General features: G+C 40.5%; 10 protein-coding genes. 6 read left to right on the top strand and 4 right to left on the bottom strand.

From position 1 onward, the window contains the following. The first annotated feature begins 43 nt into the window (after positions 1-43). Both AQPE_RS06260 and AQPE_RS06255 read left to right on the top strand, forming a co-directional pair. The gene (locus AQPE_RS06260; RefSeq protein WP_318350196.1) at positions 44-1,267 is read left to right on the top strand and encodes a metallophosphoesterase family protein; all 1,224 of its coding nucleotides are present in this window, start codon (positions 44-46) and stop codon (positions 1,265-1,267) included. Between the two features lie 83 nt (positions 1,268-1,350). Continuing rightward, positions 1,351-4,428: an AAA family ATPase gene (locus AQPE_RS06255; RefSeq protein ID WP_318350195.1), complete on the top strand. Its 3,078-nt coding sequence runs from the start codon at positions 1,351-1,353 to the stop codon at positions 4,426-4,428. Positions 4,429-4,487: 59 nt separating this feature from the next. Here the strand turns inward: AQPE_RS06255 and xylE are convergent, their stop codons facing one another. The 4 genes from xylE to AQPE_RS06235 all read right to left on the bottom strand — a co-directional run bounded on the left by xylE (position 4,488) and on the right by AQPE_RS06235 (position 10,210). After that, positions 4,488-5,897, bottom strand: a complete 1,410-nt coding sequence (xylE, locus tag AQPE_RS06250; RefSeq protein ID WP_318350194.1) for a D-xylose transporter XylE — start codon at positions 5,895-5,897, stop codon at positions 4,488-4,490. A gap of 195 nt (positions 5,898-6,092) precedes the next feature. Then, positions 6,093-7,418, bottom strand: a complete 1,326-nt coding sequence (gene xylA / locus AQPE_RS06245) for a xylose isomerase (RefSeq protein ID WP_318350193.1) — start codon at positions 7,416-7,418, stop codon at positions 6,093-6,095. 129 nt (positions 7,419-7,547) lie between these two features. Then, positions 7,548-9,029: a xylulokinase gene (locus tag AQPE_RS06240; RefSeq protein WP_318350192.1), complete on the bottom strand. Its 1,482-nt coding sequence runs from the start codon at positions 9,027-9,029 to the stop codon at positions 7,548-7,550. Between the two features lie 182 nt (positions 9,030-9,211). Further along, the gene (locus AQPE_RS06235; RefSeq protein ID WP_318350191.1) at positions 9,212-10,210 is read right to left on the bottom strand and encodes a GntR family transcriptional regulator; all 999 of its coding nucleotides are present in this window, start codon (positions 10,208-10,210) and stop codon (positions 9,212-9,214) included. Positions 10,211-10,845: 635 nt separating this feature from the next. Here AQPE_RS06235 and AQPE_RS06230 point away from each other — a divergent pair. The 4 genes from AQPE_RS06230 (at position 10,846) to AQPE_RS06215 (ending at position 17,676) form a co-directional block, all read left to right on the top strand. Next, entirely contained in the window at positions 10,846-11,436 is a 591-nt protein-coding gene (locus AQPE_RS06230) for an RNA polymerase sigma-70 factor (RefSeq protein WP_318350190.1), read from the top strand. Positions 11,437-11,547: 111 nt separating this feature from the next. Continuing rightward, positions 11,548-12,561 carry a FecR family protein gene (locus AQPE_RS06225; protein WP_318350189.1) on the top strand — a complete coding sequence of 338 codons (1,014 nt, stop codon included), beginning with the start codon at positions 11,548-11,550 and terminating at the stop codon, positions 12,559-12,561. A 237-nt stretch (positions 12,562-12,798) separates the two neighbouring features. Then, complete coding sequence (locus AQPE_RS06220; RefSeq protein WP_318350188.1) at positions 12,799-16,059, top strand: TonB-dependent receptor; 3,261 nt, start codon at positions 12,799-12,801, stop codon at positions 16,057-16,059. A gap of 12 nt (positions 16,060-16,071) precedes the next feature. Beyond that, positions 16,072-17,676 carry a RagB/SusD family nutrient uptake outer membrane protein gene (locus AQPE_RS06215; RefSeq protein ID WP_318350187.1) on the top strand — a complete coding sequence of 535 codons (1,605 nt, stop codon included), beginning with the start codon at positions 16,072-16,074 and terminating at the stop codon, positions 17,674-17,676. Positions 17,677-17,828: the final 152 nt, after the last annotated feature.

Below are 17,828 nucleotides of genomic sequence, written 5' to 3'. Positions count from 1 at the left end.
CTTCCAGTTTTTTCTTTATTCCGTTAAATTCATTTATCAATCAATGAAGCTTTTACATACATCCGACTGGCACCTCGGTAAACGTCTCGAAGATTTTTCGAGAATTGAAGAACAGCAGGCTGTTTTGCAGGAAATTTGCGAAATTGCCGAACGCGAACAGGTTGATGCCATTTTGGTTGCCGGCGATTTGTTCGATACGTTCAATCCGCCAACCGAAGCGGTTGACTTGTTTTATCGTACTTTAAAGCGATTGACCAATAATGGCAATCGACCGGTAATTGCCATTGCCGGAAACCACGATTCGCCTGACCGCATTGAAGCACCCGATCCGCTGGCCCGCGAATGCGGGATCATTTTTGCGGGTTATCCCAATTCAGTAGTTCCGGAGTTTGAGCTGGAATCGGGATTGAAAGTGTTGCATAGTGAAGAAGGATTTTTGGAATTGCAGGTTCCCGGAACTTCTATTCCTTTGCGCCTTTTGCTAACACCTTATGCCAACGAATTCCGACTCAAAACCTACCTCGGTCAGGAAAACAGCGAGGAAGAATTGCGGACAGTACTTCAGAAAAAGTGGCAGGAACCGGCAGCCAAATACTGCGATACGAGAGGCGTGAACCTACTGGTTACCCATCTTTTTGTAACGAGAAAAGGAGCAGAATTACCCGAAGAGCCAGCCGACGAAAAACCGATTTTACATGTAGGTGGCGCTCAGGTTATTTATACCGAGAATATTCCGCAACAAATTCAATATACGGCTATCGGCCATTTGCACCGGATGCTCCGGGTCGATTCAGTGCCTTGCCCGGTTTATTACAGTGGCAGTCCGTTGTCGTACAGTTTTGCCGAAGCCAATCAAAGAAAGTTTGTATTGTTAGTTGATGTTGAGCCGGGAAAAGTGGCAACTGTTCAGGAGTTGGAACTTATCAATGGCAAAAAGCTACTCCGAAAGCGGGCCGAAGGAATGGACGAAGCACTCCAATGGCTAGCAGAAAACCGCAATTGTTTAGTTGAACTGACGATGGTAACCGACACTTACCTTACCGCTAATGAACGAAAGCAGTTGAGTGTCGCACACAGTGGAATTGTTATTACTATTCCTGAAATTAGAAATGCAGCAGAGTTTCAGTCCGGAAGCAAAAAGGGTATTGATCTGACCAGGAACATGGAGGAGTTGTTTACTGATTATTTCAGGCACAGCAAAGGACAGGAACCCAATGAAGAAATAAAGAAACTGTTTACCGAGATATTGGCTGAAGATGAGGAATAGATTAATTGACCACAGAGACCATAGAGGTTTCTCAGAGTTTTTTCTCTTTTTAACTCTGTTCCCTCTGTGGTAAAACCAGAACTATGATACCAGTAAAACTGACCATACAAGGCTTGTATTCCTATCAGGAGAAGCAAACCATCGACTTTACCCGATTGACCGAGGCCAATCTGTTCGGTATTTTTGGCTCGGTTGGAAGCGGAAAATCGAGTATCCTTGAAGCGATTACTTTTGCTATTTACGGCAAAACAGACCGGCTCAACCTTTCGGGCGATAACCGCAACTACAACATGATGAACCTGAAATCTAACGACTTGCTGATTGAGTTTGTCTTCGAAACGGGGAAAGATCAGACTGCTTATCAGGCGGTGGTAAAAGGTAGGCGTAACGGGAAAAAATTTGAGGAAGTGAAGACTCTGGAACGCTCGGCATACCGAAATGACGGCGGCAACTGGATACCAATTGAACCCGAGCAGCTTGAAAAGGTAATTGGCCTGAGCTACGACAATTTTAAGCGGACCATCATTATTCCTCAGGGGCAATTTCAGGAGTTTCTCCAATTGGGCAACAAAGACCGAACTCAAATGATGAAGGAACTTTTCAACCTCGAAAAGTTCGAATTGTATTACAATGTGGTTTCGCTCGAAAATATAAATAATTCGCAGAAGGAAAACCTGGATGGACAGTTGAAGCAGCTTGGAGCGATTGATCCGGAGCAGATCAAACTATATGAAGTGCAGTTGACTCAACTTAGAGCCGAAATCGGGCAATTGCAGAAAAGCCTGACTGACCAGCAAAAGCAAGAATTGGAATGGAAAAGATTGCAGGAGACGACCCGAAAGTTGGAAGATATTCAGCATAAATTGAAACAGTTAAAGGATCGGGAACCCGAGTTTGTTGCACTTGAAAAAACAATCCTGAATTACGAACAATGCCTCATTCAGTTTAAAAACCAGTTGGATGCACTGGCGCAAAGCGACAAAAAGATCATTCAAAAAACTGAATTGATTGAAAGAGAAACTATAAGTTTGAAAAAGTCGGAGGAGGAAATTGCCCGTTCTGAAAGGGATTTCACCGTTCTCAAAGAAGCTTACGACCGGCGCGATTTATTAAAACAGCAAGCAGAAGAACTGGTTAAAGTAGCTCGGCTGAATATTTTGCAAACAGTTGTTCTCACTGATCAGGAACGAATTGCAAAGGGAGAACTCATTCTGGCAAAAACCGTCGAATCACTTGAAAAACTAAAAAGGGAAAAGGAAACGCTTGAGCTTTTGCTGAAGACGGAAAAGGCCAAACTTCCTGATTTGGCTATGCTTTCGCAGGTAAAAATATGGCACAATGAAAATAAGAATCTGAACAGGCAACTTTCTGAAAATAAGGCGGAAGTTGATAAGTTCCAAAAGGAAATTCAGTCGATTGCTGATTCTGTAAAAGCTCACTTTGCGAAACTGATTTTTGAAGGTTTGTCTGCTGAAGCCGATGTTGCTGCCGGAATCCAGTTTTTGAAAGAGAAAATGGAGCAATTGAAACAGCAAATGGCGGTGCTCGATCTGGAGATGGAGCATTACCGGGTGCAGTCGAAACTGGAAGAGTATGCGGTGAATTTGCACGATGGCGAAGCTTGTCCATTGTGTGGATCAATCAGCCATCCTGCAGTTTTCAGTGCGGCCAGTGTGGCGGATGCTTTAACTGAAGCACAGAAATTAAAGGCTGGTTTGGAAAAGGAAATTTCATTAGCCAACGAATCCATCAATCAGTTGAATGATCTGGGAAATCGCTTAAAATTCAATTTGGATCAACTAAATGGATTGCTGATAAAACAGAATGAACTTGATGCAAAAGTGGCCAATCATACCGCTCTTTTTAAGTGGGATGCTTACACGGATGAAGCTCTTGTAAATCAAGCTTTTGCGGCTGCTGAAATTGTCCAAAAAGCAGTAACTGAAAAGGAAAGGGAACTTGAAAAAGTTTCAGCAGGACTGGAGAAAGAAGTATCGAACAAAGAGAAATTTCAGGCGGAAATTGAGAAAATAAAAACTTCGCTGGTTGTTGCGCAAACCGAAATCAAAACGCTTTCGGAACAAATCAGGCTAATAAATACTGCTGATTTCCCGACAAAAACTTCCGGGGAAATCGAAACAGAAAGACAGTTGCTTTTGCAGAAACATGCTGCGATGGAAAAACAGTTCAGTGAACTGACTAATAAACTCACTGAACTCCGGAAAACGAAAGATACCGACAGCGGTAGTTTGGAGGCTAACCGGAAAGAACTTTTTCAGGAAAGGGAAGCCAATTCGGCGATTCAGAATGAACTGACCGAGCGTCTGGAGAAAAGCAGCTATGCGAACATCGAAGAGATAAAACAAATTCTGGCACAGGTAATTAATCTGGAACTTCAGAAACAAAAGCTGGCTGATTTCAGACAGCAACTGATGTTGTTACAGAATCAGTTTGCCCAAACCCAAAATGAGATTGGGACCCGTGTTTATGACCCTGAAGCTCACCAGAAATTGGTGGCGGAAATTGCATCAATCGGAGAAAGCCTGAACCGGAAAAATCAGGAATTGGGAAAAGTGGAGCAATTGCTGAAAAAGTTGAAAAACGATCTTGAAAGTCAGGTACAGTTGCGCAAAGAGCTTGAAAATCTGGAATTACGGGCCGAAAATATCAAAACAATGAAGTCGCTGTTTAAGGCCAGCGGATTTGTGAATTACATTTCGTCGGTTTACCTTCAGAATTTATGCAACGCGGCCAACGACCGGTTTTTTCAACTCACCCGCCAGAAACTAAGCCTCGAAATTACCGATGACAATAACTTCCTGATCCGCGATTACCTGAATGGCGGCAAGGTTCGTAGTGTGAAAACGCTTTCAGGCGGACAAACTTTTCAGGCGGCTTTATCATTGGCTTTGGCATTGGCCGATAACATTCAGAAAATTACCGATTCCAACCAGAATTTCTTTTTCCTCGATGAAGGATTTGGTTCGCTCGACAAAGATTCGCTGGCTGTGGTTTTCGACACCTTGAAATCGTTGCGGAAAGAGAACCGAATTGTTGGTGTGATTTCGCATGTTGAGGAAATGCAACAGGAAATTGACACGCACTTACGAATTGAAAATCATGAAGAAACCGGTAGTCGGATTTTGGCAAGCTGGGAATAGATCATCAAAAAAGCCGCTCTTTCCTGAAAAAGCGGCTTCCCAATGTATTTTTAACGAGTTTATTTTTTCCAGAGTTTTTCCATTTCTTCTAGCGTTTTCCCTTTGGTTTCAGGAACATACTTAATCATGAACCAGGCTGCAATCAGCCCCATTACACCATAAATCCAGTAGGCAAAACCATTGTGGAAAGTGTTTACAAGGAATGTGCTTTTATTCATTAAAGGGAATGTCCAGGAAACGAGATAGTTCGAGATCCATTGCGCAGCCACAGCCACAGCCATTGCCCGACCACGAATACGATTTGGGAAAATCTCGGAAAGCAGAACCCAAACAACAGGACCCCAACTTACAGCAAAACAAGCTACATATCCGAGCATGTAAATTAGCGCTCCAATTCCGACTTGTTGAAAAAAGAATGAAAAGCCAAGAGCAAACATGAAAAATGCCATTCCGAGCGCCCCAATAATCATAAGTGGTTTACGACCAAATTTATCAACAGTCATAATAGCAACAACCGTAAACGAAAGGTTAATAATACCTACAATAATGGTTTGAAGTAATGCAGTATCGGTTCCTGAACCCATGTTTTTGAAAATTTCAGGGGCATAATAAAGTACCACGTTTATGCCAATAAATTGTTGGAATGCTGAAAGTAAAATACCAACTACCACAATGAAGAAACCGAAAGAAAATAATTTTCCTGAAGTTGTTGAAAGTGTTTGTTTGATATCTTCAAGCACTTTAGCTCCCAGCTGTGGCCCGTTAATTTTTTCCAGCACACGAAGCGCCTTGCTATCTTGTCCTTTAAGCACCATATAACGAGGAGTCTCTGGGACGAAAAAAAGAAGGATCAGGAATAAAGCAGCAGGGATCATTTCAGAACCGAACATATAACGCCATCCGATTGAATTTAGCCAATTATCATCGCCTTGTTTGGCAATGGCATAATTTACAAAGTAAACGACCAGCATACCAAAAATGATAGCGAACTGGTTGAATGAAACTAATTTACCCCGACTTTCGGCAGGCGAAATTTCAGCGATATACATTGGCGACAACATGGACGCCAATCCAACGCCTATACCACCGATAATCCGGTAAATAATGAAATGCCAGTAGAAAGTATAGTCGCCTTGTCCAAATGGCCGGAATAACATTTCAGGGAACATTGATCCCAAAGCTGAAATAAAGAATAAAATGGCGGCTAGAATAAGTCCATTTTTACGACCTAATTTTAAACTAACTATGCCACCGGAGATACCTCCAATAATACAGCCAATCAGTGCGCTCGAAACGATAAATCCAAGCTGCGAATTTGCTGCAGTTTCACTTAAACCCATAGGTTGAATGAAAAATGCATCGAGCGAACCAACTGTGCCAGAAATTACCGCTGTGTCATATCCAAAAAGTAGTCCACCTAAGGTTGCTACAATCGTGATAGCGATGATGAAAAATTTGTTTTGTTTCATTCGTCAAGAATTGTTTTAGTGATTTATACCAATTTTTTAAGTTTGAAAAATTAATTGATCCAAACGCAAAATTGAGGAATAAATCAATGTTAAGTTTAATTGGTCTATAAATAGAATAACCCGATTCGAAAGCAAATGCCTCAAATCGGGTTTTTGTATTATATTTTATTCTTTTTTGTGCGATGCTTCATGTCATTAAATGTAGCAATTAATCAATTGCTCCAGCATTTCCTGTTTGCCACTGATTTGTTTTGGTTCGCCCACTTCTTTGGCTACGTTGTACAAGTCAGTCAGACTCAGTTTGCCTGCTTCGTATTCAGCGCCTTTGCCAGAATCGTATGATGCATAACGGTTCGCTTTCAATTTCAGGTAATCCGAATCTTTCAACAATTTGTCGGCAATAACCAATGAACGGGCAAAAACATCCATTCCTGATATGTGAGCAATGAAAATATCGTCAAGATCGGTTGAGTTACGACGGGTTTTAGCATCGAAGTTGATACCGCCTGTTGTAAATCCGCCAGCCTGGATAATTTCGATCATGGCTTCGGTTACTTCATAGATATTAGTTGGGAATTCGTCGGTATCCCATCCGTTCTGGTAGTCACCTTTGTTGGCGTCAATTGAACCAAAGAAGCCATTATCGCGTGCAACGCGCAATTCGTGGGCAAATGTGTGTCCAGCTAAAGTAGCGTGGTTTACTTCAATATTCATTTTGAAATCGTTTTCCAAACCATGTGCTTTCAGGAAGCCAATGACAGTCTGTGTATCGAAATCGTACTGGTGCTTCATTGGTTCCATTGGTTTTGGCTCAATCAGGAAAGTTCCCTTGAATCCTAAAGAACGAGCGTGGTCGCGCGCTGCACCAAGGAATTTGCCCATATGGTCTAATTCGCGTTTGGTATCGGTATTGTGCAAGCTCATGTAACCTTCGCGTCCACCCCAGAATACATAGTTGGTTCCACCTAAAGCAATCGTAGCTTCCATTGCGTTTTTTACCTGAACGGCTGCATTTGTTAATACATTAAAATCAGGATTGGTTGAGGCGCCATTCATATATCGTGGATCGCTGAACACGTTTGCAGTTCCCCAAAGTAACTTAATGCCGGTAGCTGCCTGACGTTCTTTGGCGAAATCGATCATATTTGCCAAACGTTTTTCGATTTCGAAAACCGAACCACCACCAACAACGTCGGTATCGTGGAAACAGTAGAAAGGAGCGCCAACTTTACTGATGAATTCGAAAGCAGCATCCATTTTCTCTTTAGCGGCTGTCATTGGATCAGCCGCGCCAACCCATGGGAAAATCTGAGTTCCGGGACCAAATGGGTCGCCACCGTCGCCGCAAAAGGTGTGCCAGTAGGCAACAGCAAAACGAAGATATTCTTTCATGGTTTTGCCTAAAACTACCTGATTGGCATCGTAATATTTGAATGCCATTGGATTTTTCGATTGTGGTCCCTCGTATTTAATTTGATCAATACCTGGGAAATACTCTTTGTTTCCTTTAAAAGCTGTCATGTTATGAAATTTTTGAAGCCCCTCTAGCTTCCCAAAAGGGGAGAACTAAAAGTGGCAGGTTATTAATTAAGTAAATATTTTGTGCCTTTGCTCTTTTCTCCTCCCCTTGTGGGGGAGGTTGGGAGCGGACTATTGTTTCTCTAATTGTTGTTTCCAATTTTGGTAAGCCTCTGCGTATTGCTCTTTTTTGCTTGCGTCAGGCGAAATGGTGTCTAGTTTTTTCAAACTGGCAAAGGCTTCTTTGGCCGATGAATAATAACCTGATCCAATTCCAGCTCCGCGCGCGGCGCCAATCGATCCGTCGGTGTTGTACAATTCTATGGTTGCTCCGGAAACTCCGGCAAGTGTATCGCGGAAAACCGGACTCAGGAACATGTTGGCTTTCCCTGCGCGGATAACCTGCGCTTTGATGCCAATTTCTTCCATGATTTCCATTCCGTATTTGAACGAGAAAACGATTCCTTCCTGGGCAGCACGGAATAAGTGTGATTCAGTATGTGTGTTAAATCCCAATCCTGAAATTTGTGCTCCAATATTTTTGTTTTTGAGAACACGTTCCGAACCATTGCCGAAAGGGAGAATGCTTAACCCTTCAGATCCAATGGCAACTTCTGAAGCTTTTTGGTTCATTTCTTCGTATGAAAATGCTTTGTTCCCAACGTATTTGTTCAACCATGAGTTTAAAATTCCGGTTCCGTTGATGCAGAGTAAAACGCCCAAACGGTTGGCTTCGGAAGTATTATTTACGTGTGCAAACGTATTTACACGAGAATAGGGATCGTATTTCACTTCTCCACTCACACCGTAAACAACTCCTGAAGTTCCGGCTGTTGTCGCAATTTCTCCTGGATTTAAAACATTCAGTGAAAGTGCATTATTTGGTTGATCGCCGGCACGGTAGCTGATTTTTGTACCTTCAGCCAAGCCCAGTTCGGCAGCCGCTTTGGCGTTCACCACGCCCTGAACTGAAAAAGTTGGGACGATTTCAGGAATAAACGATTTTTCGAATCCGTAATAATCGAGCAGCATATTGGCCACCGAATTTTCTTTAAAATTCCAGAGAATCCCTTCTGACAAACCGCTGGCGGTCGTTTTTATTTCGCCTGAAAGTTTCATCGCGATGTAATCGCCAGGAAGCATTATTTTGTCGATTTTGGTGTATAGGGTTGGTTCATTGTCTTTTACCCATTTCAACTTCGAAGCGGTGAAATTCCCCGGTGAGTTCAGTAAATTGGAAAGACATTTTTCTTCGCCAATTTCAGTAAAAGCCTTGTTGCCGAATTCAGCAGCACGGCTGTCGCACCAAATGATAGAAGGACGCAAGACTTCCTGATTTTTATCAACTACTACCAATCCATGCATTTGGTATGATATACCGATAGAATCAATGCTTTTGGGTTCAATTTTCGATTCGGATAATACATCAGCTAGTGCAAGTTTCAGATTTTTCCACCATTGTTCAGGTTCTTGTTCAGCCCATCCAGCCTGAATTGCTGTAATTTTCATTTCTTGCTTTGGATAAAAAGCAGATGCGACGCAATCTCCAGACTCACCGTTTATTAATGAGGCTTTTACTGATGAACTACCAATGTCGAATCCTAATAAGTACATGTTTTATATGTTTAAAGTTTATAGTTTTAAGTTGTTGGTTATTAGTTTTTTTAGAAAGAAAAAGCTTTTCGAATGATTGTTGTTTTTTTCTAAATTGTCGAGCCGTTCTGTTCTGGTATGCCCGGCAAATTTAGCCTACCTAAAACCGTAATCAAAATAAGGTTTAATGTTTTAAAACATTATCAAAGAGATTTTCTAATGGTCAGTTTGCTTGGAATAACTAAATTCGTTTTTTCTCCTGTAATTACAAACTCTGCAATCTTCTTTCCCATCAGCTGAAAATCAGTCGAAATAACTGTAATCCCTTCCTTGACATACTTTTTCATCGGCGTTTCGTTGTACGAAATAACACCTACGTCCTGTCCTGGGACCAGGTTTTTTTGTTCGCATTGATCCAGAAATTTAGCTAATGTTCGGTCACTCACCAGCAAGTAAAGTTCGCCTTTCTGAAGGTCAAACTTTTTGAAGTCATACATGGTTCTGTAATTGATCTTGTAGTCTGAACAGAATTTTTCGAAATATATAATTGATATTTTGGGATGGTAAGTGAACGAAGGATAGAGGTAAATAAAGCTTTCGTATTTGCGGATGAGCTCAAGTCCACTTTCGAGTGAATCGTACAACGCCTGGCCAAAATCCTGATGGATCGACGAAGTTCCTTCCTGCGAATTTACATCCCAGTCGATCACGAGTAGTTTGCTTGGCGGAATCTGGCTAATAATCTCAGCGACACGTTCATGATCGAAATTCATGATAATGTATTTGGTATATTTCCCAATGCTTTCCTTAATAATCTTTTCAAAATCATCAATGTTATAATGGTGAAAATGCAAATCGATTGCAATCGTTTCGGGCAGACTATCGAGAAATGAGCCGTACAACACTTCTTTGTAAGCTTTGAAGGTATCCAAAAACAGGAATACTTTGGTAACTGCTTTAGCTATGAAATAGCCACGGTTGGGAACTGATTCAATCACCCCCCGGTTTTTCAGTTCTGCATAAGCTTTAAAGACAGTATCGCGCGAGAGTGAACTTTCCTTACAGATTTGATTTACTGAAGGTAATGTATCGCCAACCTGAAGCAGATTTTTACTGACAGCATCATTGACCGAGTCGACCAATTGCTGAAATTTGAGCTGATTAGATTGGGGATTAACAGTGAAATGAAATTTACTTTCCATTGGAGATTAGTTAATGTGGTCTGTTCTGGTATGCAAACATACACAATGAAATTGAAAGGCAAAAATATACGAATACGATTGTTGAGATTTTTTAACTACGATGAGGTTTATACTTGACTAGAATGAAATGTAGAACTCCAAACCATTTTTATTTCAATGTTAGTTGCGGTGGGAAGATCGTCAGGCTTTTAGTTTTTGCTCTTTTCTCCAATATTTCATAATAAACCGCTGTTGTTCAATGCTTTTTATTTGATATGCAAATTTTACCTTGAAGATTGTTTAAAATCAAGAAGAGAATCGTAGATCTAATGTTTAAACAACAATCTGCTACCAAGGCGCTCAAGATTGAAGTAGTCCTTCCGAAGGAAATGCTGTGAGAATTTTGAAAGAGAAGTAAAATGGGGATTTTGGCTAAGGAGTAAATGTTAGAATTGGCTTTTCAACATTTCAATTTTAAAGCATGGTCCTGATTGTGTAAGGGGTTCTTTTGATAAAACGATATGTTTTTTTATCTTAATACGTCAAATCGTTGCAATTTTAGATTTTAAAAGGTGTTTTTGTTACTAATTCTGTGTGTTGCTCATTTGGCTATTTGTTCAATTTTGATAGTTTTGTTGCGCATAAATTAATACAAGATGACCGTAAGCAACAAACATCTGATGGAGGGATTGCAAAATGGGGATGAGTCCGCATTTGAAGTCATCTATAAGATGTATGCTCCGCGTTTGTATTACTTCATTTATGAGTACATCCCTCAAAAAGACATATCTGAGAATATTGTTCAGGAAACTCTGATGGTTCTTTGGAGTAAAAAAAGTGAGCTCACAGATAATACAAATCTGGGAGCCTACCTGTTTACAGTTGCCAAAAATAACTGCTTGTATAAACTTCGTGAAATAAAGTACAGGCAACGAATTTTTCATAATGCTGAAGTTAAGGAATCTGAGTTGGAAGCCAATTATATTGCATTGGAAAGTTTGGAAACAACACGGTTCAATGAGATTGAAATAGAGCAGATTATTGAACATACACTAGCTCAATTGCCCCCTCAGTGTCGTACCGTGTTTAATCTCAGTAGGTTCAAAGGCATGAAAAACAGGGAAATTGCCGAAGAACTTAATATTTCGGCAAAAGCTGTAGAGGGTCACATTACCAAAGCGCTTAAAGTATTCCGTGTTGCTTTAAAGGACTATTTACCTTTTGTTGCCTTTATTTTTGTTAAGTGATGTGTCCCCAAGGGGTGCTCCAAAATATTTTACTTACTTTTTGAATAAAATTGATTTTTCAAGCTAGGGTAAACCCATGTTTTTGCTTTATATCTATGAAATAAGTGTATGATGGACATTAATAAAATTTGGAGCATAGTCGTTGGAGAAAGCAATGAGGCTGATAAACAATTAGTTTTAGCGGAGATTGAGCAAGATAAAGAAGCTCAGAAGGTGTATAATGAACTTAAAAACATCTGGGCATTATTGTCATCGACCAAAGAAATGCCGCTAGCTGAAGCTAATGAAATGTATTCCCGGTTTAAGAAACAACTTCCGTCAGCAAGTAATAACCGTAGAATGAGCCTGGGTAGCTTATTCAAATATGCTGCCATATTCATCCTGGGTGTGATGATTACAAGTTTATCGGTATACTTGACTGAGCGTAAAGGCTGGATGGGTTCTGATAAAGAATTTATTCAAACGGTTGTTGCGGATAAAGGACAAATTTCGAAGGTTATTTTGCCTGATAGTTCCGTGGTATGGATAAATTCAGGAAGTAAAATCACCTACAACAGCAAGTTTGCCAGGAATAACCGGAAGATTGATTTGGTAGGACAGGCATTTTTCCATGCGGCACATAACGAGAAGATTCCTTTTGTAGTTGATGTCAACGGATTTTTAGTTAAAGTTTTAGGGACAAAATTTGATGTCAATGCCTATTCCGGAGAGAAAAATATACGGGTGGTGTTGGAGTCGGGGAGGGTTGAATTGTGTCAGTCATCCAATCATGATTTTAAGTATACACTTTCTCCCGGTGAGATGGCCACGTTTAATCTTGAGGACAAGAAGTTAACCATTGATAAGGTTAAGCCCGAGCTGTTTTCATCGTGGAAAGAGGGCGTTTTGATTTTCCGGGATAAGCCTATGACCGAAGTTTTGGATGAATTACAACGAAGATATAATATTGATATTGAAGTAAAAGACCATGATATTTATAAATCGGTGTTCACAGCAAGGCTTAGTGATGAGCCTTTGGATAAGGTATTAAAATCGATGGAGTTTTCATGTTCGTTAAAGGCAACAATAATTCGTGATCCACAGAAAACCGATTCTGCATTAAAAGTGATTCTTTCAAAACCTTGATATAAATTAATCCTATTAAAACAAATTTTGCCTATGAAAAACTGAATTGTCGGATGTGAAATAAAAAAAGGAGATGCTGGTAACATCCCCTTTCGTTTTCATTTCGCATTGTTCTTAGCTCGCTAAAGCACAACAAATTGAAAAGTTAATAATCAACAAGACAAATCTATGAAAAAAAAACATTTTTCTAAGATTTCCAGTTTTTGTGAAATATGGAAATCAAAATTCTTTATGACGATGAGAATAACATTATTTATCTTTTTTATAGCTGTAACTCAGATTTTTGCGGAAAATATTTATTCACAAAATACGCGGCTGAGTTTGAAGTTGGAAAATGTGGACATCAAGGATGCTTTACTTCAGATTGAGGAAAAATCGGAGTTTTATTTTATGTACGATGCAAACAAGATTAACGTAAATCAAAAGGTTAGTTTGTTAGTTGAGAACGGCCTCATTACAGAAGTCTTAGATCGGTTATTTAAATCAACTTCGATTAATTATGAAATCAATAATCGATTGATTGCATTGTCTGATGCTGCTGCAATTCAATCGATGCAGTCAGGTCAAACAGGCAAAGTTACCGGAAAAGTAGTTAGCCAGTCTGGAGAACCTCTTCCTGGAGTTACCGTTCTGGTTAAGGGAACTACCACTGGATCGATAACCGATATCGATGGTCAGTTCAGTCTTTCGAATATACAATCGGGAAGCACATTCGTGTTTTCGTTTGTTGGGATGAAACCACAGGAAGTTGCATATAAGGGACAGACTAATCTTCAGATAGTATTAGAAGAAGAATCAATTGGTTTGGACGAAGTTGTTGCTATTGGATATGGGAGCGTAAAAAAAGGTAGTGTAACCAGTTCAATCGCCTCAGTAAAATCTGATAATTTCGTTAAAGGTGCCGTTAAAGATGCAGCACAGTTAATACAGGGTAAAGTTGCAGGGTTAACCATTTCGTTACCCTCGGGCGACCCAACCAAGGGCGCAGTAATTATGCTTCGTGGTAATGCTTCGTTGTTGGGAACATCCGATCCGTTGGTATTGGTCGACGGTGTGCCAGGAAGTCTGGAATCGGTAGCTCCGGAAGATATCGAATCGGTTGATGTGCTTAAAGACGGTTCGGCTTCTGCCATTTACGGTACCCGCGGTACCAATGGTGTAATTATTATTACAACAAAATCAAGTGGCAACGAAATGGCTCCAACGATTGAGTATTCAGGCTATTTATCAAGTTCATCCATTAGCCGGAAGCTCGATTTCATGAATGCTGATCAGCTTCGTGAAAAATGGAATCAGGGGTATAAATTTAATGGTGCGAATCTTGAGGATTTTGGTTCAAGTACCGACTGGCTTGGAGAAATAACACGGAATGCGTTAAGTCATGTTCATAACATCATTTTCAGGGGCGGAAGTAAAAATACCAACCTTACCGCTTCGTTGAACTATAAAAACAATCAGGGCGTTTTTATTCTGTCTGATAATATTAAATATACTGGTCGTATTGACTTGTCTCACAGTATGTTTAATGGCAAATTGGTAGCCGATATCGGTACCATTTTCAGTGAACAAACATACTGGACGGGTGGCGATGGTTATAGTTTTAATAACTACGTTTACAGGCAGGCCATTATCCGTAATCCAACAGAACCAGTCAGAAATGCTGATGGATCGTGGTACGAACGTGATGTATATTTCTACGATAACCCGGTTGGTTATTTGAAAGAGTCGGATGGTGAAAACCGTTACCGTAACATGAGGTTTACAGCAAGCTTAACCTATAAGCCGTTGAAAGATCTCGATATAAGAGCAATGGTTACCCGAAAAGGTAATTCAAATATCCGTGGGTTCTATCAAACTCTAAACCATGTTTCAAATACGAAATACTCTACCGGAGGTTTTGCCTCTCGCGGAACTGATGATTATGTAGGTAATTACTCCGAATTATCGGCCAATTATAAAAAGACAATCGGGCAGCATAGTTTTTCAGCTTTGGCTGGGTACAACTACGAAGACAACATGAACGAAGGTTTTTGGGCTAATAACAGGTATTTTCCTACTGATTCGTATACATACAATAATCTTGGTATCGGGAGCGGATTGACGCTCGGAAAAGCAGGAATGGGATCTTATAAAAATTCAGACAAACTGATTGCAGCATTCTCGCGTGTTACTTACAGCTTTGCCGATAAATACCTGTTAATGGCAAGTATCCGCCACGAAGGTTCTTCTAAATTCGGTAAAGACAATAAGTGGGGTAATTTCCCCGGAGTTTCGGCTGGTTGGAGAATCACGCAGGAACCATTTATGAAAAGTCTGTCTTGGGTAAGCAACCTGAAATTACGTGCCGGATATGGTGTTACCGGAACAAATGTTTCTGATCCATATCAATCCTTAAGTAGTTTGACATATAGCGACTTTTTCTATTATAACGGCGAATGGGTGCGTAAACTGGTACCAACCCGTAATGCAAACCCCGATTTAAGATGGGAAAAGAAGGAAGAAATAAATGTTGGTCTTGATTTCGATTTTTTCAACGGACGAGTTAGCGGCGCTTTCGATTTCTATAACCGCCGTACGAAAGATGCGCTTTGGGATTACAATGTTCCAACCCCTCCATACTTATATGGCTCAATTACAGCAAATGTTGGCGAGATAAAGAATCAGGGTTTTGAAGCATTGATTAACGTGGTTCCGGTAAAAACCAGTGACTTTACCTGGAATGCAGGTCTCACATTCTCGACCAACAAAAACAAATTGGTATCATTATCAAATGATAAGTTCCAGACAACGAACGACTTTTTCGACGCCGGTTATACCGGCGAACCGATACAGATTGAGACTCACCGTATTCAAATCGGTGGCCCGATTGGTAATTTCTATGGTTTAAAAAGTATTGGTATTACCCATAAAGGGGATGAATTTGGAACTGACGGAACTGCTGATAATCCTGAAGGTATCTGGATTATTGAAAGACCTGATGGAACACACATTAAAGCGACTGATTCTTCTACTGATGATCGCCAGGTGTTGGGTAACGGAATACCAAAATACTATGTTAGTTGGAACAATAATTTCAAGTATAAAAACTTCGACTTGAGTATCAATATGCGTGGAGCTTTCGGTTATCAGATCCTGAATTTCTCAAGGATGTTCTACGAAAATCCAACAATCGGTTACAATACACTGAATTCAGCATTTGATAAAGTTTATGGGCAAGCTGTTCTGACTGACGTTCAGCGCTTTGTGAGCTACTATGTCGAAAATGGCGATTATTGGAAAATAGATAACGCTACCCTTGGGTATACAGTGAAATTGAACAACAAGAATACGATCAAAAATTTACGCGTGTATGCTTCAGGAACCAATTTGTTGACAATTACCAAATACAAGGGAATTGATCCTGAAGTACAGCAAACCGGATTGTATCCAGGTAATGACGATAGGGATAAATACCCAACTACTAGGACATACACACTTGGAGTTAACGTAACCTTCTAATGCAGTTATCACATGAAAAAGAGATATATCAATACAAAATCATTCGTAAAATCGAGTATCGCAGTTTTGAGTCTGGGCTTGATTTTAATTTCCGGAGGTTGTTTTAATCTGGACGAGAAAGTTTATGATGAAGTTACCGAATCAACTTTCTCTGCAACTAAAAAGGATGTTGTTGCCCTTGTTGCTTCAGGCTATACCCCACTTCGTTATATTATGGACTGGCAGGGATTATTCGATATTCAGGAAGAACCAGGCGATGTAATTATTACCCCAACCCGTCCCAATGGGTGGGATGATGGAGGTACGTACAAACGGATGCACTTTCATACCTGGGACAACCAGCAATGGCAACCTCGCAACACGTGGTTGACTTCCTATGAAGCTATCAACAACATCAATAGGGTTTTGATGCAGATCGAAGCAGGTTCTTTGCCATTAACCGAACAGCAGGCATTGCCTTATGTTGCTGAGTTAAGAACTCTACGAGCCTTATGGTATTCAATTCTTTGTGATAGTCATGGAAATGTCCCGCTGGTAACCAAATACAGCGATGAACTCCCTGTCCAAAAAACAAGGGCTGAGATCTACAATTTTATCATTACCGAGATAACCGAATCGTTACCAAATCTTTCGGCTTCGGTTGATAAAACAACTTATGGCCGAATAACCCAATGGGCTGCATGGCAACTGTTGGCTCGTATGTACCTGAATGCTGAAGTCTACAAAGGATCGGCCGAATGGGCGAAATGTATTGAAGCCTGCGATAAGATTATTGCCAGTGGAAATTATATTCTCGAACCGGATTATCGTAACCCATTCAAGGTAAATAACGAAGGCTCCAAAGAAATTGTTTTTGCGGTTCCTTATGACAACATCAACGGTTTGGGATGGAATGCCCATATGAAGCAGTTATTACCCGTACATCGTTATGTCTTTAATATGAAGGCTCAACCTTGGGGCGGTTCAAGTGCTAATCCGCAGTTCATCAATAGTTACGATCCTGCTGATAAACGTTTTGATGCCACCTGGTTGCATGGAGCTGAATACAGCGCAACTGACGGGAATTTGGTGATAACTTTGGTAAATAAAATGCCAAGTATTTACAATTGTGCTTTCGAAGAAGGTTATCGCGTTTGCAAATACGAAATTGCGAGCGGTTGCGAATCGAATATGAGCAACGATTTACCCTATTTTAGATATGCCGATGTGTTGATGATGAAAGCTGAGTGTTTACTCCGTACTGGTAAAAGCGCCGAAGCTGCAACTATTGTGTCTCAGGTTCGCGCCCGCGATTTCGACGATCCAAATAAAGCAACAGTTACCGGTGCTGAACTGGAAGGCAACACAACCATTAAATACGGAACTTTGGATATCAATGGAAACATTGATAAACCTGGCGACCAGACCCCAGTTAAATACGGGCGTTTTCTCGACGAATTGGGTTGGGAGTTTGCTGCCGAGTTCCGTCGTCGTACCGACATGATCCGTTTTGGTGTTTACCAGACCAAGAGTTGGTACAACCATGTTCCTAAGGGCGATTACACAACATTGTTCCCAATTGGATTGGAAGAGCTTAATACAAACACCAACCTGAAACAAAATCCAGGTTACAATTAAAATCCCCCTGGCTCTGAACATGTACAGGGCATTTTGTTCAATAGTTTTAAACAGCTATAAATGTCTCCGGAATTTTCCGGAGACATTTATAGCTGTTCTTTGAGTGATTCAGTAATTTTGCATAAATTTCTGAACTTCTAATATCAACTTAC

The sequence above is a fragment of the Aquipluma nitroreducens genome (genome assembly GCF_009689585.1).
Classification (GTDB): Bacteria; Bacteroidota; Bacteroidia; order Bacteroidales; family Prolixibacteraceae; genus Aquipluma; species Aquipluma nitroreducens.
This window is presented reverse-complemented; position numbering and strand designations above follow the sequence as displayed.